This window comes from Streptomyces sp. RP5T, assembly GCF_003933965.1.
Lineage (GTDB): Bacteria > Actinomycetota > Actinomycetes > Streptomycetales > Streptomycetaceae > Streptomyces.
The window spans coordinates 1-22016 of sequence record NZ_RSAJ01000086.1; the positions used below are offsets into that span (position 1 = coordinate 1).

Annotated in this window: 11 protein-coding genes; 10 read left to right on the plus strand and 1 reads right to left on the minus strand. The window is 71.8% G+C overall.

From position 1 onward, the window contains the following. Window positions 1-83 precede the first annotated feature (83 nt). A complete protein-coding gene (locus EHS43_RS12360; protein WP_125190711.1) occupies window positions 84-1325 on the minus strand; it encodes a cytochrome P450 in 1242 nt (413 codons plus the stop codon). Between the two features lie 614 nt (window positions 1326-1939). Between EHS43_RS12360 and EHS43_RS12365 the strand changes: the two genes are divergently transcribed. The 10 genes from EHS43_RS12365 to EHS43_RS12410 all read left to right on the plus strand — a co-directional run. Continuing rightward, window positions 1940-12439, plus strand: a complete 10500-nt coding sequence (locus EHS43_RS12365) for a non-ribosomal peptide synthetase (protein ID WP_125190713.1) — start codon at window positions 1940-1942, stop codon at window positions 12437-12439. Further along, window positions 12436-14223 carry a condensation domain-containing protein gene (locus EHS43_RS12370; RefSeq protein ID WP_125190715.1) on the plus strand — a complete coding sequence of 596 codons (1788 nt, stop codon included), beginning with the start codon at window positions 12436-12438 and terminating at the stop codon, window positions 14221-14223. The genes EHS43_RS12365 and EHS43_RS12370 overlap by 4 nt, the downstream gene beginning before the upstream one ends. Window positions 14224-14234: 11 nt before the next feature. After that, window positions 14235-15368 carry a nucleotide disphospho-sugar-binding domain-containing protein gene (locus tag EHS43_RS48750; RefSeq protein WP_125190717.1) on the plus strand — a complete coding sequence of 378 codons (1134 nt, stop codon included), beginning with the start codon at window positions 14235-14237 and terminating at the stop codon, window positions 15366-15368. Between the two features lie 354 nt (window positions 15369-15722). Next, window positions 15723-16568 carry a sensor histidine kinase gene (locus EHS43_RS12380; protein WP_185806224.1) on the plus strand — a complete coding sequence of 282 codons (846 nt, stop codon included), beginning with the start codon at window positions 15723-15725 and terminating at the stop codon, window positions 16566-16568. Beyond that, a complete protein-coding gene (locus EHS43_RS12385) occupies window positions 16565-17227 on the plus strand; it encodes a response regulator transcription factor (protein ID WP_125190721.1) in 663 nt (220 codons plus the stop codon). The genes EHS43_RS12380 and EHS43_RS12385 overlap by 4 nt, the downstream gene beginning before the upstream one ends. A 181-nt stretch (window positions 17228-17408) precedes the next feature. Continuing rightward, entirely contained in the window at window positions 17409-17531 is a 123-nt protein-coding gene (locus EHS43_RS12390) for a lasso RiPP family leader peptide-containing protein (protein WP_125190723.1), read from the plus strand. A gap of 186 nt (window positions 17532-17717) precedes the next feature. Continuing rightward, on the plus strand, window positions 17718-18641 hold the full coding sequence (locus EHS43_RS12395) for an ATP-binding cassette domain-containing protein (RefSeq protein WP_125190725.1): 924 nt from the start codon (window positions 17718-17720) through the stop codon (window positions 18639-18641). A 2-nt stretch (window positions 18642-18643) separates the two neighbouring features. Then, a complete protein-coding gene (locus EHS43_RS12400; RefSeq protein WP_125190727.1) occupies window positions 18644-19414 on the plus strand; it encodes an ABC transporter permease subunit in 771 nt (256 codons plus the stop codon). Between the two features lie 152 nt (window positions 19415-19566). Further along, entirely contained in the window at window positions 19567-19695 is a 129-nt protein-coding gene (locus tag EHS43_RS12405; RefSeq protein ID WP_125190729.1) for a lasso RiPP family leader peptide-containing protein, read from the plus strand. A gap of 653 nt (window positions 19696-20348) precedes the next feature. Next, a partial coding sequence (locus EHS43_RS12410; protein WP_148104037.1) for an asparagine synthase-related protein occupies window positions 20349-22016 on the plus strand: 1668 nt, incomplete at its 3' end.

Genomic DNA, 22016 nt, shown 5'->3' on the forward strand with positions numbered 1-22016 from the left:
GTGAGGGGACCGGGCACCCCGCGTCGGTGGCCGGACGAGGGCGGGTCCGGGCACCCGGTCGGTGGGCGCTCCTGCCGCAGGCGTCAGGCGGACGGTGCGAGGGCGTGCACCGCGGTCGGCAGGTGAATCGGTCCCAGGACACCGATCGACGGATGGAACTGGATGCCGCCGTCGCGCAGCACCTCGATCCGGTCGTAGCGGCGCAGGAGCGCGGTCAGCGCGATGCGGGTCTCCATGCGGGCCAGCGGTGCGCCGAGACAGAAGTGGATGCCCTTGCCGAAGGCGATGTGGCGAGCCGGGTTCCGGCGGTGGATGTCGAACGCGTCGGCATCAGGGAAACGGGTGGCATCGCGGTGCGCGGAGGCCAGCCACAGGCACACCATCGCGCCGGCCGGGATGCGCTCGCCGCCGAGTTCCGTCTCGCGCGCCGCCACCCGCTGGTCCCGGACCAGTGGCGGACGCCAGCGCAGCACCTCCTCGACGACCTGGGGCAGCAGGTCGTGATCGGCGCGGACCTGCGCGAAGGTGTCGGGGTGGGTGTCCAGCGCCATGACGGTGCTGCCGATCAGCACGGACGACGGAAGGTGCCCCGCGATGACGAACATGCCGATGACGCCGACGATCTCGTGGTCGCCGAGGCTGCGTCCGTCGACCTCCGCCTGGGCGAGGGAGCTGATCAGATCGTCCCGGGGGTGGGTGCGGCGCTCGTGGATGAGGTCGAGGAGGTAGGCCGACGCGGAGCGCACGAGGTCGCCCAGCTCGCGTACGGCGGACTCGTCGGCCTTGCCCAGCTCACCGGCCGGCCGGGCACCGAGCAGGGCGTCCGCCCAGATGGTGAACAGGACGTGGTCCCGTTCCGGGATGCCGAAGAGCTTCGCTATGACCCGCGCGGTCAGCGGACTGGCGAAGCCGGCCACGAGATCGACGGTGCCCGAGCCGTCGGCCGACAACTCCACCTCGTCCAGCAGTTGTTCGGCCGTGGTCTCGATGACCGGTTCCAGTTCGGCAACGACCCGGGGAGTGAACGCCCGTCGCACCAGCTCGCGCATCTGGGTATGACGGGGCGGATCGATCCCGAGGAAGTTGCCCTGGGCCGCGCTCGCCAGTTCCCGCTCGTCCTCGGGGATGAGGTCGTTCATGTCGTTGGAGAACGTCTCGTGATCGCCGAGCACCTGCACGGTCTCGTCGTAGCCGAAGACCTCCCACACCCCTGGCTGGTCGCTCCGGACGACCGCCGTCCGTGCGCGTCGGCGGTCCAGATAGTCCAGGAACGCCTTCGTGCGCAGATCGAAGGGAAGACCCGTTAACGCTGCGAGATCGGTCATTCGGACAGCCCCCGTCAGGCAGGTGAATGAAGGAAGGCCGACAGTAAAAGGAGTCAATTGCGGACCGGCGTCCTGCTGGTACGGTCGCTCGATCGGGAGATCCCCCGCGCCGTCAGACCCATTGGATACGGACTACATCGCACAGTAGTCCGATTGATGCCAACGGGGTCCGAGCATAGGTAGCCCTCCGAAGCGGTGTCAAGGTCATTCCTGTCGCCCGGGTGTGTCCTGCACCTACTGACCTGCATCAATGCCGGATTTCAAGACGGGCGTCCCCGCCGGTACCGGAGGTATTGATTCCGTTCGTGCCCTTGCACGGGCATTTCTTCTGTGTAACCTGGCGTGAGTGTCGCCGTCCGGGTGTTCGATGCGAGTCGGGTCGGGGAGCGCGGCACGACATACGGGGACGGGGGTTTCACATGGTTCCGGCATTTTGTTTGAGACGGGGCCGCGCCGGGAAACCGCGCTGACGCTTCCCCCGAACTTCCGGGGAAACTCGCAGGAAACAGCCGGGTTGGCGAACCGTGTCGAGCGGGCCGCGGACGACGGCTGATTTGAGCACGCCTGTCTTCGAGTGGGCTACAACCGTCATCAGCTTCGCGGAGGACTTCGGCATGTCCGCACCAGCGCGCCAGGAATTCCCTCTCACCGCCGCGCAGACCGGAATGTGGCTCGCCCAGCGCCTCGCGCGGGAGGGCCTCGACTACAGCGTCGCGGTCTACGTCGACATCATGGGCCCTCTGCGGTCCGACCTCCTTGAGCGTGCGGCGCGCGAGACCCTCGCCGAGTGGCCCGGCATGTGGGCGCGCATCGACGAGACGGGCGGCGAGCCCGTCCAAGTCGTGGACAGCGCAGTGGAGTTCACCATGCCCTGCCTGGACTTTCGGGACCGGAAGCGGTCGTTCGAGGCGGCACAGGAGTGGATGTCCGAGGCTCTGGGTGTGCCCCTGGCGCCGGAGCGCGGGCGGATGTTCTCCCTGGCGCTGATCAGAGTGGAGGACGACCGGCATCTCTGGTTCCTGCGTGGCCACCATGTCGCCATGGACGGCTTCTCGGGTGCGCTGTTCGTGCGTCGCGCGGCCGCCGTCTACTCCGCCCTGGCCGAAGGGCGCACACCTGAGGGGCCGGGCTTCGCGCCCTTCGGTGAGCAGCTGAGGATGGACCGTGACTACCGGAAATCCCGCGCATTCCAGGCCGATCGCGAGTTCTGGAGGGCCAAGCTTGCCGGAAGTCCCGCACCCGCCGAATTCGGAAAAGCGGAACGCGGTCGTCCTATTGGCCGAGGGCGAGTCACGGCGATACTGGAGAAGGAAAGCGTCACCGCCCTGCAAGGATTGGCGGACCGCTGCGGAGTCACGCTTCCCACCGTATTCACCACGGCATCCGTCCTGTACACGGCGCGGCTCACCGGGGAACCCGACGTCGTCCTCGGACTGCCGGTCACCGCCCGTTTCGGGAAGCTGTCCAGAAATCTTCCCGGGATGATTTCCAATGTCGTCCCCTTGCGGGTTCGGGCAACTCCGGGCAAAGCTCTGGAATCCTTATTGGAAAGCGTCTCGGCGGAAGTGCGACTCTGCTTACGCCATCAGCGCTATCGATACGAGGATCTCCGCAACGACCTCGGTTCCGTCGATGAGCGCAGACCGCTGGTCGGGCCGCACGTCAACCTCCAGTTCTTCGACCAGAGGGTGCGGTTCGGCGGTAGTGAGGCAGCCGTTCACAATCTCACCAACGGGCCGGTCGACGATCTGGCATTCGTGTTCTACCCGGATGCCCGCGGTGACCGATGCCGGATGGATGTCGACGGCAACTCCGAACTCCACGACCTGCGCGACCTGACGGTCCACCGTGACGGGCTGCTGCGGCTGCTGGAGCACATGGCCGCCGCGGAACCCGGCACTGCTTGCGACACCCTCGACGTCCTGCGCCCCGGCGACCTGGCACGGCTGCTCGTCGCGCACAACGCCACCCGCAGCGCGTACGGCCCGGAGACGGCCGTCGACCTGATCCAGGCCCGCGTCGCCGCGTCTCCCGACGCCCAGGCCGTCGTCGACGCCCAGGAGTCCCTCTCCTACCGGCAGTTGAACGAGCGGGCGAACCGTGTGGCCCGCCTTCTGCTCGCCCGGGGACTGGGGCCGGAGGACGTCGTCGCCCTCGCCGTACCCCGGTCCGTGCACCTGGTGACCGCCCTGCTCGCCGTACTCAAGTCGGGCGCCGCCTTCCTGCCGGTCGACCCGGAGTACCCGGCCGACCGGATCGCCCGACTGCTCGACGACTCCCACCCGGCCCTGCTGATCACCACCCGTGACCTCACGGCCCGACTGCCCGAGGCCGCCGGCACCCCCCGGCTCCTGCTCGACGACGTGACGGTGGACGGGACGGCGGGTGAACCGCCCGCTCAGAACGTCACCAGCGCGGACCGTCCCCGCCCGCTGCTGCCGGACTCACCTGCCTACATCCTGCACACCTCCGGCTCGACGGGCCGCCCCAAAGGCGCCGTCAACACCCATGCCGGGCTGGCGAACCGGCTGCGCTGGACGCAGGACCGCTACCGGCTCACGGAACGGGACCGCGTGCTCCAGAAGACCTCGTGCGGATTCGACGTCTCCGTATGGGAGTTCCTGTGGCCGCTGACGGCCGGCGCGGCCCTGGTGATGGCCGAACCGGGCCGGCACCGGGACCCCGCCTACCTCGCGGCCGTCATCCGTGAAGAGCGCGTCACCACCGTGCACTTCGTGCCGTCCATGCTCCAGGCCTTCCTGTCCGAGCCCGCAGCGGCCGACTGTACGAGCCTGCGCCGGGTCATCTGCAGCGGGGAGGCGCTCCCCGCGGAGCTTGCCGCCCGGTTCTTCTCGGTGCTGGACTGCGAGCTGCACAACCTCTACGGGCCGACCGAGGCGTCCATCGACGTCACGTCGTGGCAGTGCGACCCCGCGGCCACGACGGCCCCGCCGATCGGGCGCCCGATCGCCAACACCCGCGTGTATGTCCTGAACAGAGCACTGCGACCGGTGCCCGAAGGAGTGCCCGGCGAGCTCTACCTGGCGGGCACCGGACTCGCCCGCGGATACTTCGAGCGACCCGCCCTCACCGCCGAGCGCTTCGTCGCCTGCCCCTTCGGCGAGCCCGGCGACCGCATGTACCGCACAGGGGACCTGGCCCACTGGGACACGGACGGCAACCTCGTTTATCTGGGACGCGCGGACGACCAGGTCAAGATCCGCGGCGCGCGCATCGAACCCGGCGAGATCGCCTCGGTGCTGGGGGAGCACCCGGACGTCGGCGAGGTGGCGGTGATCGCCCGGGACGACGGGCCCTCCGGACACTGTCTGGTCGGATATGCGGTGCCCGACCGGCATCGGCTCGCGGTTCGTCTCGACGAGATCCGCGGCGAGCACGTCGAGCAGTGGCAGCAGCTCTACCAGTCGATGTACAGCGCGGAACCCGGCGCGGCCTTCGGCGAGGACTTCGCGGGCTGGGACAGCAGCTACACCGGACAGCCCCTGCCGCTGGACGAGATGAACGAGTGGCGGGACACCACGGTGGACGTCATCCGCGCGCTACGGCCCCGCCGGGTGCTGGAGATCGGTGTCGGCAGTGGCCTGCTGCTGTCCCGGCTCGCCCCCGCGGTCGAGCGTTACTGGGCGACCGACTTCTCGGCCGCCGCGATCGCCGCCCTGCGCCGGCACGTCGAGGCACGGCCCGAGCTGCGCGGCCGGGTGCAATTGCGCACCCAGCCGGCCGATGACCTGGAGGGCCTGCCCGAGGGCTGCTTCGACACCGTGGTCGTCAACTCCGTGACGCAGTACTTCCCCGGCCCCGACTACCTGCGGGCCGTACTGCAAGGAGCGCTGCGCCTGCTGCGGCCAGGGGGCGCACTGTTCGTCGGCGACGTCCGTGACCTGCGGCTGCGACGATTCCTCGACACTGCCGTACAGCTGGCCCGCACCCCGGCCGGCGCGGATCCGCGCAGCGTGCGGCGGGCCGTCGCGCAACGGGCCCTCCAGGAGAACGAACTCCTCGTGGACCCGGCCTTCTTCACCGCCCTGGCGAGGGACACCGCCGACGCAGCCGGTGTCGACATCAGGGTCAAGCGCGGACGCTACGACAACGAACTGAGCCGCTACCGCTACGACGTCGTCCTGCACAAGCGCTCCGACCGGCCGCCGCGGTCCCTGCGCGACGTGCCGAGAGCCGCCTGGGGCACCGAGATACCCGATCTCGACGCGCTGCGCGGCCGGCTCGCCCGGCACCACCCGGACGGACTGCGCCTTGTCGGCGTACCCAACGCCCGGCTCGCCCCCGAAGTGGCCGCGAGCCGCAGGGTGTTCACCCCCCAGGCACCGGCGGAGCCGGACGTCCCGACCGGCATCGTCCCCGAGACCTTCCACGAACTCGGGGAGCGACTCGGCCACCGCACAGTGATCACCTGGTGCGGTGACGGCGCCCAGGGCGAACTGGACGTGCTCTTCCTGCCACCGGAGCACACCGGTGCGGTCACGGACGTGTACCTGCCGGTCGAGGGCGCGCCGCCGCGGCCGTACACCAACAGGCCCTCGGTCGTCCGGGAGGCCGGGCGGCTGTCGGCGGTCCTGCGCGCGTATGCGCGGGAGAAGCTGCCCGACCACATGGTCCCCGCCGCCGTCATGGTCCTGGAGGCACTGCCCACCACGGCCAACGGGAAGCTGGACCGGGAGGCGCTGCCCGCACCCGACTTCCGGGCCACGGCGTCCGGCCGGCAGGCGCGCGGTCCGCGCGAGGAACTGCTGTGCGCGCTCTTCGCCGAGGTGCTGGGACTGCCTTCCATCGGCGTCGACGACAGCTTCTTCGACCACGGCGGGGACAGCATCAGCTCGATCCAGCTCGTCAGCCGGGCGCGCGCCGACGGCGTCGTGTTCACGCCGCGGGAGGTCTTCGAGCACCGGACGGTGGCACGGCTCGCCGAGATCGCCGGCACCCGTGCCGTGGGAGCCGAACCCGGTTCGGGCGTGGGCCCCGTCCCGCTCACGCCGATCGTCCACGAGCTGCGGCGACGCGGCGGCCCCGTACGGCGTTTCAGTCAGTCACTGCGCCTGGACGTTCCCTCCGGACTGTCCGAGGAGACGCTGACGCGCGCCCTGCAGACCGTCCTGGACCACCACGACACCCTGCGCCTGAAGCTCACCCGGGACGGGGACACCTGGGCCCTGGGAATACGGCCCCCCGGCTCGGTGGACGCACGGGACTGCCTGGTGCGGCTCGGTCCTGGCGCCGACACGCGGGCGGCGCAGGACGCCGCGCGGGAACGACTGGACCCCGAGGCCGGCACGATGCTGCAAGCCGTCTGGTGCGACGCGGGCCAGGACCATCCGGGCACTCTCCTCCTGACGGTGCATCATCTCGCCGTCGACGGAGTCTCCTGGCGGGTCCTGGTGCCGGACCTGGCCGACGCGTACACGGCACTGGCGGCGGGCGGCCTACCGAGTCCGGCTCCGGTGGCCACGCCGTTCCGGCAGTGGGCGCGGGCGCTGGCTGATGCGGCGCTGACTCCGGCACGGGAGAGGGAACTCCCGTACTGGCAGCAGGTCCTCGCACGAACGGGTCCGGCGTTCGGCGGGCGCCCGCTCGACACCGCACGCGACACCCATGCCACCCGGCGCACGCTGCTCTCCCACCTGGACAGCGCCACCACCGCGACCCTGTTCTCCGAGGTCACCGCCGCCTTCCACGCCACGGCCAACGACGTGCTGCTCACCGCGCTGGCGCTCGCCGTCCAGGACTGGCGCCGCCGACACGGCGGCGTCCCCGCCCCGGTGCTGGTCGACGTGGAGGGCCACGGCCGCGAGGAGGAGGCCGTGGACGGCGCCGATCTGTCACGTACCGTCGGCTGGTTCACCACCCTCTTCCCGGTCTGCCTCGACCCCGAGGTCACCGACTGGGAGGACCTCTGGACCGCTGGACCCGCGGTCGGCGACGCCCTGCGCAGCGTCAAGGAACAACTCGCCGCCGTCCCCGGCAACGGCCTGGGATTCGGATTGCTGCGGCATCTCAACCCCCGCACCGGCCCCCTCCTCGCGGGACCCGCCGCCGCGGACATCGGTTTCAACTACCTCGGACGGTTCGCCGCCGCGGGCAGCACCGGCGGCTGGTCACCCGTGGCCGACGGCACCGGACTGACCGGCGACGCCGACCCCGCGGCCCCCGTCGCCCACGCACTGGAGATCAACGCCCTCGTCCACGAGGACGCCACCGGCGGCCCCCGGCTGGCCGCCGAATGGTCCTGGCCCCGGCACCTGCTGACCGAGGACGACGTCCGCGACCTCGCCGACACCTGGTCCAGGGCGCTCGCCGCCCTCGCGGCCTGTGCCCGCCGCCCGGGGTCCGGCGGGCACACCCCCTCGGACTTCCCCCTGGTCCGCCTCGCACAGCAGGACATCGACGAGATCACCGGCGCCTGCCCGGACGCCGAGGACATCCTGCCGCTGACACCGCTGCAACAGGGTCTGACCTTCCACGCCGCCTACGACGACCGGGCGCCGGACGTCTACCACGTACAGGTCGCGCTCGACCTGGAGGGCGACGTCGACGCCGGGGCCCTGCGCTCGGCCCTGGCGGCGCTGCTGCGCCGTCACCCCGTGCTGCGCGCCTGCGTACGGCACCGCCCGCACGGCGGACCCGTCCAGGTCGTCAGGGCGCAGGTCCCGACACCGTGGCGGTACGCCGACCTGAGAGCGGCCGATCCCGCACAGCGTGCGGCACAGGCTGAACGCCTCGTCCGTGCGGACCTGACCCGGCGCTTCGACCTCGCCGAGGCGCCCCTGCTGCGCTGCACCCTGCTGCGGCTGGACGAACGGCGCTTCACCCTGGCCGTGACCAACCATCACATCATCCTGGACGGCTGGTCGATGCCCCTGCTGCTCCAGGAGCTGTTCGCCCTCTACCGGGAGCCTGGCGCCGACACGCCGGCGCGGGCCGACACCTCCTGGCGGGACTACCTGCGGTGGCGCGAGCGGCAGGACCGGACGGCGGCCGAGGACGCGTGGCGCGAGGCACTCGCCGAGCTGCCGGGACCGACCCGGCTCGCGCCGCTCGGCGACCTCCGCACCTCGGTCGTCCCCTCGTCCCGCACCGTCCGGCTCCCCGAGTCCCTCACGGCCGCGCTGACCGCGCGGGCACGGGCGCACGGCGTCACGGTCAACACCCTGATCCAGGCGGCGTGGAGCCTGCTGCTCGGCCGGCTGACCGGTGGTGACGACATCGTGTTCGGCACCACCGTCGCGGGACGGCCGCCGGAGCTGCCGGACACCGAGACGATGATCGGCTGTTTCATCAACACCGTTCCGGTGCGGGTGCGGCTGGATCCCGACGAGTCCCTCGGGGGACTACTCGCCCGCCTCCAGGACGAACAGTCCCGGCTCTCCGCCCACCACCACCTCGGGATGACGGACATCCAGCGACTGACCGGTCTGGAAAGCGAGTTGTTCGACACGCTGACGGTCTTCGAGAACTATCCCCTGGACGCGGACGCCATGACGGTCGGCCCGGACACCGCCGGACCGCGCGTCACGGACCTGCGCACCCACAATGACGTGCACTATCCGCTGGCGATGATCGTCACCCCGGGCCCGAGGCTCACCCTCCAGTTCACCTACCGCCCGGATCTGTTCACCCGCGAGGGGGTCGACCGCATCGCCGACGGTTGCGTCCGGGTGCTGCGGACGGTCGCCGAGTCCGGCCTCGACGTCCCTGCCCGCGCCGTCGAGGCCCTGGACGTGGCCGAGCTGAGCCGGCTCACCGACGGCTGGAACGACACCGGTCCGGCGTCCCGTCCCGTTCCGGTCACCACCGCCGTCCGGGACCGGGCGGCCCGCACCCCCGGGCGCACTGCGGTGGTCTGCGGTCCGGAGTCCTTGACCTACGGCGAGCTGAACGCACGGGCCAACCGGCTGGCCAGGTTGCTGAAGGCGCGCGGCGTCGGAACCGAGGACCTGGTGGCCGTGGCCCTGCCCCGTTCGGTGGACATGATGGTCGCCCTGCTGGCGGTCCTGAAGGCGGGTGCCGGCTACCTGCCGGTGGACCACGGGCATCCGGCGGCGCGCACCGCCTTCATCCTCCAGGACGCCGCGCCGGTCCTCGTGCTGCTCGGCGGAGGGATTCCGCCCGGGCTGCCGGACGCGTCCGCGCTGCCGCGCCTGGCCCTGGACGACCCGGACACCCGCGGCGCCCTTGCGGCCCTCCCGGACGGCGATCTCCCGGAAACCGGTGTCGGCACGGCGTACGTGATCCACACTTCCGGCTCCACCGGGCGTCCCAAGGCCGTCGTCGTGCCGCGCTCCGCCATGGACGCCCTGCTGGGCTGGGCGGCCGACCGGTTCGGCGCCGACGGGCTGCGGCGGGTGCTGGCGGCCACCTCGCTGACCTTCGACGTGTCGGTGTTCGAGCTCTTCGCCCCGCTGGTGGCGGGCGGACAGGTGGAGATCGTACGGAACCTGCTGGAGCTGGCGGAGCGGCCCTGGAGCGGTTCCCTGATCAGCGGTGTCCCCTCGGCCCTGGCGGGGTTGCTCGCCAGTCCGCCGCTGCGCTTCTCGACTCCGCTGCTCGTGCTCGCCGGCGAGGCCCTGCCCGAGCAACTCGTCCGCCGAATCCGCGAGTCACTGCCCGGCACGAGGGTCGTGAACCTCTACGGCCCGACGGAAGGGACCGTGTACGCCACCGACTGGGAGTCCGCCGACCCACCGGAGGTGATCGCACCTCCCATCGGCCGGCCGCTGCCGCACACCCGGGCCTACGTCCTGGACCGGTGGCTGCGTCCCGCCCCCGTCGGAGTGCCGGGTGAGCTCTACCTCGGTGGTGCCGGGGTGGCCCGCGGCTATCTGAACCGGCCCGCCCTGTCGGCCTCGCGTTTCGTGGCGGACCCGTTCGGCGCGCCGGGGACCCGGATGTACCGCACCGGCGATCTGGTGCGCCGACTGCCCGACGGCACCCTCGACTACCTGGGACGCGGCGACGACCAGCTCAAGATCCGTGGGCACCGGGTCGAACCCGGGGAGATCGAGGCCGTGCTGGCCCGGCACCCCGGGGTGGAGCGTGCGGCCGTCCTGGCCCGGGAGAGCGCGGCGGGCGGTCTGCGGCTGATCGCCTACCTGGTCCCACGGCCCGGCGCGGACATCGACGCCGCCGACGTGAGGGCCCGGGCCGCCGAGGAACTGCCCGCCTACATGATCCCGGCCGCCCAAGTGGTCCTGGACCGGTTGCCGGTCACCGCCAACGGCAAGCTGGACCGCGAGGCGCTGCCTGCGCCGGAGGTACATGAATCCGCGCCGGTGCGGGCCCCGCGCACCGCCCGCGAGCGACTGCTGTGCGAACTCTTCGCACAGGTGCTGGGCGTGCCCCGGGTCGGTGCCGACGAGAGCTTCTTCGCCCTCGGCGGGGACAGCATCACCTCCATCCAGCTGGTGAGCCGGGCCCGGCGCAAGGGCCTGGTCTTCACCCCCCGCGACCTCTTCCGCCACCGCAGCCCCGCCGAACTGGCGCGCGCGGTACGGGAGGACGACGGAACACAGGCGGCAGCACCGGATGACGAGGCGGGTCCGGGTCCCCTGGGACCGACACCGGTGATGGAGCGGCTGCGTGAACTGGGCGGCCCCGTACAGCGGTTCAGCCAGTCGATGGTCCTGAGACTGCCGGCCGGTGTCGACGACGAGACCCTTGAGGCGGCGCTGCGGACGGTGGAGGAGCGGCACGAGGCGCTGCGGCTGCGGTTGCGCCGCGTGGACGGTGGCGCGGAGTGGGGGCTGGAGATCATGCCTTCCGGCGCCGACGCAGCCCGTGCCGCCGGGGCACACACCGAGGGGGTCCCGCACCTGCTCCGCCACGACGTCTCGGCACTGAGCGGGAGCCGGCTGCGCGAAGCAGTCCACCGGCAGACCGAGCTCGCCCGGGACGGACTCGACCCGGAGAAGGGGGTGATGTGGCAGGCCGTCCGGCTCGACGCGGGCGCCGCCGACCCCGGACATCTGCTGCTGGTCGTCCACCACCTCGCCGTGGACGGTGTGTCCTGGCGGATCCTGGTGGGCGACCTCGCCGAGACCGTCATGGCGCTGCGCGAGGGCGATCCCGTCGCACCGGCTCCCGTGCCGACCTCCCTGCGCCGGTGGACCCGTCTGCTCGCCGAGGAAGCGCTCAGCGCCCGCCGGGAGGGGGAGCTGGAGCTGTGGAAGCAGCTGTCGGTGGGAGAGGCCGATCCGCTGGGCAGCCGTGCGCCGGACCCCGGCCGCGACGTGGTCGCCACCCGGCGGGTCCTGTCCCGCACCCTGCCGGCCGAGACGACCGCGGCGCTGCTGACCGAGGTGACCGAGACCTTCCATGCCACGGTCGACGACGTCCTGCTCACCGGCATGGCCCTGGCCGTGCAGGAGTGGTGCCGTCGCCGCGGGCGTCCGGTGGGCCCGGTGCTGATGGACGTCGAGGGCCATGGCCGGGCGCAGGACACGGTCGGCGGTGTCGACCTGTCCCGCACGGTGGGCTGGTTCACCAGCGTCCATCCGGTCCGGCTCGACCCGGGCGCCCTCGACCGGGCCGACCTCTGGGCAGCGGGTCCCGAGGTGGGCCGGGCGCTCAAGAGCGTCAAGGAACAGCTGGCCGCCATCCCCGACCGAGGACTGGGCCACGGGTTGCTCCGGTACCTCAACCCGCGCACCCGACAGGTCCTCGCCGGGCTGCCCGTGCCCGAGATCGGCTTCAACCACCTGGGGCGGTTCGGCACGCCGGGCGTCGGCGAGGCCTGGACACCGGCGCATGAGATCGGCGGTTTCTCGGGTGGCGCGGATCCCCAACTGCCCTTGGCGCACACCATCGAGCTCAACACCCTCGTCCAGGACGGCAGGGCGGCCGAGGGGGAGGAGCTGCGGGCGCCGGTCCTCGTCGCCGAGTGGGCCTGGGCGGCGGAGCTGCTCACCGAGGCCGAGGTCGAGGAACTCGGTGAGATCTGGTTCCGCGCCCTGCGGACCCTGGTCGACCATGTGCGACGGCCGGACGCGGGCGGCCACAGCCCGTCCGACCTGCCCCTGGTCGCGCTCTCCCAGGACGAGATCGACCGGCTCGAGGAAGAACTGCATCTGGAGGGGGACCTGTGACGAGGGCGACGCGCCGCACACCGAAGATCGAGAACATCCTGCCGCTGACTCCGCTCCAGGAAGGACTGCTCTTCCACGCGGCGTACGACGACGCCGGCTCGGCCCTCTACAACGTGCAGGTGGCACTGGACCTGGAGGGGCCGCTCGACATCCCGGTGCTGCGGCGCTCGGTGGAGGCCGTCGTGCGCCGCCACCCGACCCTGCGGGCCAGCTTCCGTCGCCGGGCCGCGGGCGACACCGTACAGGTGATCCAGTCCGAGGTGGCCACGCCGTGGCAGGAGCACGACCTCACCACCGTCCCGGACGGCGAACTGGCCACCGAGGTCGAGTCGATCACCCGGCGGATCCGCGCGGGGCAGTTCGATCTGGCCGCGGCCCCGCTGGTGCGATTCGCCCTGATCCGGCGCCGGGCCGACCGCTTCCGGCTCGTGCTGACCAACCACCACATCGTGCTGGACGGCTGGTCCACCTCGCTGCTGCTGAGCGAGCTCTTCATCGTCTACGGTGCCGGCGGCGACGCCTCCGTCCTGCCGCCGGCCGTCTCCCCCCAGGCGTTCTTCGCGTGGCGCGGCGAGCAGGACGCACCCGCCGCCCGCCAGGCGTGGCGGGCGGCGCTGGACGGCCTCGCGGAAGCGCCCAGGGTGGCTCCGTACGCCGACAGTCACAAGGCGACGGCGACGGAGCAGATCGTCCTCACGGTCCCCGAGAACCTCACCGCCGCCGTCGGCGAACGTGCCCGAAGGCTGGGCCTGACCCTCAACACCGTGGTGCAGGGCACCTGGGGCCTGCTGCTGTCCCGGCTGACCGGCGCCGACGACGTGGTGTTCGGGACGACGGTGTCCGGCCGGGCCCCCGAACTCCCCGACGTCGAGGCGGTGGTCGGCATGCTGGTCAACACGGTGCCGGTGCGCGTCCGCACGGACCGCGCGGAGACTCTCGCCGGGCTGTACACCCGGCTTCAGGAGGAGCAGTTCGAGCTGGTCGCCCATCACCATCTGGGGCTGACCGAGATCCAGAGCCTCACGGCCATCGACGGCGAACTCTTCGACACCCTCGTCGTGTTCGAGAACTATCCGGTGGACCGGGCGGTCGACACCGTCGGGGGCGTCCGGGTGACGGGCACCGAGGCGCACAACACCGTCCATTATCCGCTGAGCCTGCTCGCTCATCCCGGCGACCGGCTCGTGCTCCACCTCGGGTACCGGCCCGACATCCTCACCGACACCGCTGCCCGTCGTATCGGGGACCGCGTCCTGCGGCTGCTGCGGCTGTTCGCCGACGCGGCCACCGACACCCGCCTCGACTCCGTCGACCTCCTCGGTGACGACGAGCGCAGGCTGCTCGCCGAGTGGAACGACACGGCCCGCCCTGTACCACGCCGCTCCGTCGCCGAGCTGTTCGCCGCCCAGGCGACCGCCACCCCCGGCCACATCGCTGTCCGGTACGGCGGTCTGACCACGACGTACCGGGAACTGGACGACCGGGCGAACCGGCTGGCGTCCGACCTCACCGGCCGAGGCATCGGACCGGAGGACATCGTCGCCCTCGCGATGCCGCGGTCGACCGAGATGATCGTGTCGCTCCTCGCGGTCCTCAAGGCGGGCGCGGCCTATCTGCCCATCGACCCCGCCTATCCGCGCGAACGCATCGAGTTCATGCTCACCGACGCGCGGCCTGCCCTGCTCATCACCACGTCCGACACCGCCGAACGCCTCGGCACCCGTACCGGTACCGCCCACCTCCTGGTCGACGGTCCGCGCGCGACGGAAGGCATCCCGCGATGAGAGTCCTGTCCATGGCAGCCCCGGGCTCCGGACTGTTCCTGCCCACCGTGCCGCTCGCCTGGGCCCTGCGCGCCGCCGGACACGAGGTCCTGGTCGCCAACAACGCCCAGGCGGCGCGAACCCTGGTGGCCGCCGGTCTCCCGGCCGTCGACGTGTGCCCGGGCCGGGACGTGTTCGCCGAGTTCCTGGAGGCGAGCCGGGCGATCCACCTGACCCCGCCGGGCGAGCCGCGGCCGCGGCGCGGTGGGCTCGGTCTGTTCGGCGAGGAGATGGCCGAGGGGCTGCTGGCTCTCGCCCGGGACTTCCGACCGGACCTCGTCCTGTCCACCCTGGAGCAGGGGGCGGGCCCCCTGGTCGCGGCGCGCCTCGGGATCCCCCTCGTCGAGCAGAGCGTCCGGCTGGCGTGGGCGGGCGGCGACGAACAGGCCGTCGGCTACCGCAAGTCCATCGCCGAGTACCTGCAGCCCACGCGGGTCGCCCTGCGGGTCGCCGAACCGGCCGCCGCGGCTGCCGTGATCGACATACGTCCGCCGAGCATGGGCGGCCGCGACAGCGCCACGGAGTGGCCGATGCGCTACGTGCCGTACAACGAGAGCCGTCTGCTGCCCGAATGGCTGCTGTCGGCGCCGGTCCGGCCGCGGGTCTGCCTCACCCTGGGCAGCGTGCTGCCGCTGTCCGGCGAACTCGGTGAGCTCAGCGCGTTCCTGGACCGGTGCGGGGACCTGGACCTGGAGGTCGTGCTCGCCATGGGGGAGGAACACGCGTCGGCCCTCGGGCCGGTGCCCGGCAACGTCCGGGTTGCCGGATGGGTTCCGCTCAGTGCCCTGCTGCCGAGCTGCTCGGCCATCGTCCACCACGGGGGTGCCGGCACCTCGCTGACGGCACTCGCCCACGGAGTCCCCCAACTGGTGCTGCCCCGCATGGCCGACCAGCCGGCCAACGCGGCCGTCGTCGCCGCCCGGGGAGCCGGGCTCCTGCTCGCTCCCGAGGAGACGAACGCGGCCTCCGTCGAGGCGGCGCTGCTGCGGCTGCTCCGGGAGACCGGCCCGGCGCGGGTCGCGCGCGAAGTGCGGGCGGAGATCGCGGCACAGCCCAGCCCTGCCGATCTCGTGGTGCGGCTCGAGTCGTTGGCCGGGAGGGCCTGAGAGGGGCCGGCAAATTCCTTCGCGGCAAATGGAGCGGAGGACTCCGTGGACCTCTCGGTCTTTGGCCAGGAATTTTCCGTCGTATGACTCCACGCGGTGCATCTATTGTGCACTTCTCGTGAAGGCGACGTGGTCGTGCAGGTTGGCCCGTGGGGCCTCTCTGGCCGCCTTCACCTGCGTAAACGTCATCCCTGGAAGCGATTTCCGCTATCGCGACTGAATTCTTTCTCCCATGTTCGACCGAAACGCGTTAACTTCGGCGACATGAGATTGCAACGGGGGAGAACGAGTCAAGCGTGGAGGCAGGTACTAAGTATCGAAGGGGGCGGTGAATTCCTCGCGGGAAAGTTACCGATGCGTATGAGGCGGGTGCTCTTCATCGCCGCGCTTCCCGTCGTCCTCGGCCTGCTCGGAGTGCTGCCGCGGCCCACTCAACTGGACCTCGCCGTCACTGTGTCCGTCGTCCTGTGCGCCCTCGCCCTCATGGGACAGGGCTGGGGGAGATACCCGCGCTGGCGCCGGGAGGATCCCGCCGAAGAGCCCGAGGTCCCGCCCGCGGTGGGCGAACGGCTGGTCGCCGCGCGGGAGGACGAGCGCAACCGGCTGCGGGACGACCTGCACGACAGTGTGGGGCCGGCCCTGGCCGGCATCAGGCTCCGTCTCGACGTCGCCGCGGAACGGGTCGCTCAGCCCGCCACACGTCAGCTCATCCTGGACGCCGCGGCCGAGACGCGCCGCACCGTCGACGACATCCGGCGCATCATCGACGATCTGCGCCCGCCGGAGCTGGAGAGCGAAGGTCTCGAAGAGGCCCTGCTGAAGCTGGTGCACCGGGCCGGCGTCGGCGGAGAGCTGGAGGTGCACGCCCAACTGCCCTGCGACGGACCGGTGCGCGGGCTGAGCTTCGCCACCGAACTCGCCGCCTTCCGGATCGTGGGGGAGGCCCTGACGAACGTCGTACGGCATGCCCGGGCCCGCACCGCCACGGTACGGCTGACCGAGCACGACAACGCCATCACCCTGGAGGTGACCGACGACGGCGTCGGTCCGCCCGTCGGCAAGGCCCGCCGACGTGGCGTCGGTCTCGCCTCCATGGCCCGCCGGGCCGAGGACGTGGGCGGCCGCTGCGAGGTGCTGCCCCGGCCCGACGGCGCGCCCGGAACCCTGGTCCGCGTCACCCTCCCGCGGGGCGAAGCATGACCATACGTGTGTTCGTGGTGGACGACCATCCGCTGTTCCGGGCGGGCGTGCGGCTGGCGACGGAGGACATCGAGGACCTGGAGGTGGTGGGCGAGGCCGAGAGCGCCGAGGACGCCGTACGTGCGCTCGTCCACGAACGCGTACGCGCCGACGTGGTCCTGCTGGACGTGCAGATGCCGGACTCCTCCGGGATCTCCGTGGTCGCGGCCATCACCGCCGCCCAGCACCTCGGCACCGAGAGACCCCGGGTGTTGATGATGTCCATGTCGGACGACGACGACATGGTCGTCGCGGCCCTGCGTGCCGGAGCACACGGCTATCTCGTCAAAGGCGCGCCCCGGGCCGAACTCGTCGGGGCGGTGCGCACCGTAGCCCGGAAGGGCGCGGTGTTCAGCCCCGCCGTGGCCGCGCGGATGAGCAGCTACTTCTCCGCCGTCCACGAGCTGCCCGGACGGGCGGCCTTTCCCCAGCTGACCGAGCGGGAGCGGGAGATCCTCGACCTGATCGCCCGCGGTTACACCAATCGGCGCATCGCCCGCGAACTCGTGCTGGCCGAGAAGACCGTCCGCAACCACGTCTCCCACGTCTTCTCCAAGATCCAGGTCAGCGACCGGGCCGCCGCCGTGGTCCGGGCCCGGGACGCGGGACTGGGCGCGTGACTCCGTGATCGCGAAAGGCCGATCCCGGGCAGGACAGGCAGGGGCGGGACCCGGTCGGGCCCGTGGCCCCGGGAGCCCGGGACGACGGGAGTCCTACGTTGGCGAGGCGAACGCGGGGCGGGCCGGTGGAAGCGACCGGCGGCCCGCCCCGGGCCAATCTCCTAGGAAGGACGGTGACCACATGGCCACGTACGAGGAGTACGAGACCCCCCAGCTGGTCGAGGTCGGCGAGTTCTCCGAGCTGACCCTCGGCTGGGACAACCAGTGCGTCGACTGGTTCAACGGCGGCGCCTGGGTCTGCTGACCCGGCTTCACCAGCCGTACCGCACACCGGCCCTGACAGGCCGTTCCACCCGGTGGCGGTGGAGGGGAACCCTTCGGGGAACTTCCCTCCACCGCCACCGGCGCGTGCCCGTCCGCCGATTCGGTCCCGGGGATGACATCCTCCGGCCCGATGTGCGCGGCCGGGGTGCCCGCCATGGTGGGGATCATGATTGAGGTACAGCGACTCACCAAACGGTACGGGGCCACCCTGGCCGTCGACGGGCTGTCGTTCACGGTCGAGCCGGGCCGTGTGACGGGCTTCCTGGGACCCAACGGGGCGGGCAAGTCCACCACCATGCGGACCATGATCGGGCTCGACCGGCCGACCTCCGGCCAGGTCCTCATCGACGGCAGGTCCTATGCTCAGCTGCGCCATCCACTGCGCGAGGTGGGCGCGTTGCTCGAAGCCAGGGGCCTGCACGGTGGCCGCAGCGCCCGCGCACACCTGCTGGGCCTCGCGCGCAGCAACCGCATCCCGAAGCAGCGCGTGGACGAGGTCCTGGACACGGTCGGTCTCACCGATGCCGCCGACCGGCGCACCGAGGGCTTCTCCCTCGGCATGTCGCAGCGGCTCGGCGTGGCCTCCGCCCTCCTGGGCGACCCGCCCGTCCTGCTCCTGGACGAGCCGGTCAACGGGCTCGATCCCGAGGGCATCCTCTGGATCCGAGGGCTGATGAAGCAGCTCGCCGCGGAAGGACGCACCGTCTTCGTCTCCAGCCACCTCATGAGCGAGATGGCGCTCACCGCCGAGCATCTCATCGTGATCGGCCGGGGCAGACTGCTCGCCGACACCTCGGTCGAGCACTTCATCGCCCGTAACTCCCGGGCGTACATCGTCGTCCGCACCCCTGAACCCGAGCGCATGCGCGCTGTGCTGACCGAGGCCGGCATCCGCACCGACGACGGTCCCGACGGCACCCTCGAAGCGGTCGGCGCCTCCTCGGAGACGGTCGGCCGGCTCGCCTCCCGGCACGGCGTCACCGTCTACGAGATCAGCCCCCGCACGGCCTCGCTGGAGGAGGCATTCATGCAGCTCACCGCGGACGCCGCTGAGTACCGCGCCGACAAGGCCGACAAGGAGGTGCGCTGATCATGCCCGACACACGCGCGGCCATCGCGTTCGAATGGACCAAGATTCGCAGTGTGCGCTCCTCCCTGTGGAGCCTCGTCCTGTGCTTCCTCACCAGCGTCCTGGTCGCCCTGCTCTTCGGCTGGGTTCTGCGGGGCGCCTACGACGACATGAGCGCCCGGAGCAAAGCCGACTTCGACCCCGTCGGATCCGGCTTCAACGGACTGCGGCTCGGCATGATCGCCCTTGTCGTGTTCGGGGTGATGGCGGTCACAGGTGAGTACAGCAGCGGCACCATTCGCAGCTCGCTCGCGGCCGTGCCACGGCGCGGGGTCTTCTACGCCGCCAAGATCCTCACCGGCACCGCCATGGCCTTTGCGGCCTCGGTCGTGGTCGTGTTCGTCACCTTCTTCACGGCGCAGGCCGCGATCGGCGCCGACCACAACGCCGCCCTCACCGACGACGGAGTGCTGCGCGCCGTCATCGGATCGATCCTCTACATGACCCTGCTGTGCGCCTTCTCCATGGGGCTCGCGACGGTGCTGCGCAGCTCCGCCCTCACTCTCGGCCTTCTCGTGCCGCTGTTCTTCATGATCTCCGAGATCCTCAACAACCTGCCCGGAGTGCAGAAGGCAGCCCAGTTCCTGCCCGACGCCGCCGGCGGGATCATCATGCGCAGGGAACCCCAGGACCACATGGTCCTCACCGCCTGGAGCGGGATGGCCGTGCTCGCCGCGTGGGTGGCCCTGGCACTGCTCGGAGGGTATCTGGCCGTGAAGCGGCGCGACGCCTGAACCGGCGTCCGTCGCACGGCGGGACGGAGACGGGACGCCGCGCCCAGGAGCCCGGGACGGCGGGCTGCCTACCTTGTCCGTGACCAGGGGTGCCGCAGGGCGGCCGGCTCGCCGCTGTGGCGCCTCACCGTCTGAGAAGAAGGATGGGAAACATGGGCACGAACGAGCAGACATACGAGGCGCCCGAGCTCGTGGAGGTCGGTGGGTTCGCTGAGCTGACGCTCGGCGCCGGTCCGACGGACTGCGTCGACTGGTGGGGCGGGGACGCCTGGATCTGCTGACCACGCGTGTGAGGCGGTGACCGCCGCCGCGCGTCCGGTGTCGGGGCGACTCCGTCCGGAGCCGCCCCGACACCACACCGGGCCCCGGGGCCGACGCCTCTCGCGCGGCGGCTCGGGGGCACGTCGGGGTGAGACCGGCCTTCAGCGGAGCGCGTCCCCACCGGGACACCTCATCAGCGAGCCGTCCTCCGCCGGACGCGATGTCAGCGGGCCCGTCCTCAGCCCCACCAACCTCGACGCACCGCGCCCGCGACCGGGGGCGGTCTCCACCCGGCACAGCGGCTACGGCCTCGTCCGGGTGAGGACCTGCGCTGCTGCAGACGCGCCTTGCCGAGGGTCCCGCTGCTGAAGACGCGGCATGCCAAGAACTCGCCGCCCTGACACGCGCCCGGTCGGTCCTTGCCCTGCTGACACGCCCACTTGCGGCGACCTGCCCGGTCGAGACCTCGTCCGGGTGAGGCGCCCGACCGACGCCCACGCGCCGGTCGTCCGACTGGAGCCCCTTTCGCCCGCTGTCCGACCGGCGTCCCACTTGCCGGCGCCGTCCGACCGGCGACCCGTTCGCCCGCGGCCTGACCGGGGTCCCACATGCTCGCCGTCCGCTCGAAGCCCCGTTCGCCCGCTGGCCGACCGAAGAAACCGAAGAAGGGGACATGGAGTTTCTGATCCTGCCCGACAGCCCGGAAGCCGAGCCGATCGCCCGTGCGGCGGGCGTGCCCGGCGTCCGGACCGTCACCCATGCCTCGGGCCGGCCCTGGGTGATCGGCCGCTGGGAGGACACGGAATGCGTCCTCGCCGAGGGCGCCCGCAACCGGCTCCTGCTCCTCGGCCCCACCCACACCGACCCCGGCGCGGCCGGACGTCTGCTGGCGCGCGCACACACGCCCCACGACCTGGACACACTGAGCCGCTCACTGCCCGGCAGCTGTCACCTGGCCGCCTCGTTCGACGGCCGCACCCGCACCCAGGGCTCCCTCTCCACCGCACGGCACGTCTTCCACGCGCGGATCGGCGGCGTCACCGTCGCCGCGGACAGCCCGAGCGGTCTGACCGCCCTCATGGAGACGAGCCTGGACGAGGACACCCTCGGCCTCCAGTTGCTCCTGCCCGTCCCCTGGCCCCTCACCGCACGGACCATGTGGACCGGCGTCCACTCCCTCGGCTTCGGCTGCTGGCTCGACGTACGGCCCGACGGCGAGGCGCGCGAGGTCTCCTGGTGGACACCGCCCGACCCTGGCGTCCCCATCGCCACAGCGGCACACACCATCCGCGAGGCCCTCGTCTCCTCCGTGGCGGCTCGCGCCGCGGGCCAGGACGTCATCGGAGCCGACCTGTCCGGCGGCCTCGACTCCACGAGCCTCTGCTTCCTCGCCGACGCGACCGACGCCCGTCTGCTTACCCACCACTGGGAGCCGAAGGACCGCGCCAACGCCGACGCGAAGTGGGCCGGACGGGCAGCCGCGCTCATGCCCGACGCCCGCCACCGCTTCGTCGACGCGGAGCAGGGACCGCTCTGGTACGAGGCCGCGCCCGACCTCGACGGCGCCCGCGACGACGTGGAAGGCCCTCTCGTGTGGACCAGGAACCGGGCCCACACCGAGAGCCTTGCCCGAACGGTCCGTGCGGACGGCGTCACCCGCCACCTCATCGGTGTCGGCGGCGACGAACTCTTCGGGATCTCACCCCACTTCGGCTGGTCCCTGATCCGCAGCGATCCGTTGCGCGGGATACGGACCATGCGCCGCTTCCGCTCCCTCAACCGCTGGCCCCTCGGCGCGACCGTCCGCTCGCTCGCAGACCGCAGCACCTTCGCGGCCACCCTGGCCCGCGCCGCCCGCGACGTCGACGCGCCGTCGGCCCCCCGCTTCACCCCGCCGACCGGTTGGGGCCGCGGTGACCCGCGAATGCCGGAGTGGGCCACCCCCGACGCCGTCGCGACCGTCCGCCGCCTGTTGCGCGAGACCGCCGAGCGGGGCCCCGAGCCGCTGCATCCCGACCGGCTCCAGCACCAGACGCTGGAGGTCGCCGTGCTCAGCGGACACGCCGCCCGCCAGCTCAACCGCTCCCTGCGCCCCCTGGACGTCACCTTCGAGTCACCCTTCCTGGACGACCGCGTGCTGGAGGCGGCCCTCTCGCTGCGCGTCGCCGACCGGGTGGTGCCCGGCCGCTACAAGCCGGCCCTCACCGCCGCCCTGCGCCCGGTCGTTCCCGACGCCGTGCTCGACCGCCGCGACAAGGGCGCCTTCGGCCAGGAGGCGTACGAGGGGCTGCACCGCAACCGCGAGCGGATCGCCGGACTCTGCGACGACCTGCGCCTGGCC

Excerpts from the sequence above, each read along its gene's own strand:
- EHS43_RS12405 (WP_125190729.1), top strand. The coding sequence starts at position 19,567 with ATGGGCACGAACGAGCAGACATACGAGGCGCCCGAGCTCGTGGAGGTC.
- EHS43_RS48750 (WP_125190717.1), top strand. The coding sequence starts at position 14,235 with ATGGCAGCCCCGGGCTCCGGACTGTTCCTGCCCACCGTGCCGCTCGCC.
- EHS43_RS12390 (WP_125190723.1), top strand. The coding sequence starts at position 17,409 with ATGGCCACGTACGAGGAGTACGAGACCCCCCAGCTGGTCGAGGTCGGC.
- EHS43_RS12395 (WP_125190725.1), top strand. The coding sequence starts at position 17,718 with ATGATTGAGGTACAGCGACTCACCAAACGGTACGGGGCCACCCTGGCC.
- EHS43_RS12360 (WP_125190711.1), bottom strand. The coding sequence starts at position 1,325 with ATGACCGATCTCGCAGCGTTAACGGGTCTTCCCTTCGATCTGCGCACG.
- EHS43_RS12400 (WP_125190727.1), top strand. The coding sequence starts at position 18,644 with ATGCCCGACACACGCGCGGCCATCGCGTTCGAATGGACCAAGATTCGC.
- EHS43_RS12365 (WP_125190713.1), top strand. The coding sequence starts at position 1,940 with ATGTCCGCACCAGCGCGCCAGGAATTCCCTCTCACCGCCGCGCAGACC.
- EHS43_RS12385 (WP_125190721.1), top strand. The coding sequence starts at position 16,565 with ATGACCATACGTGTGTTCGTGGTGGACGACCATCCGCTGTTCCGGGCG.
- EHS43_RS12380 (WP_185806224.1), top strand. The coding sequence starts at position 15,723 with ATGCGTATGAGGCGGGTGCTCTTCATCGCCGCGCTTCCCGTCGTCCTC.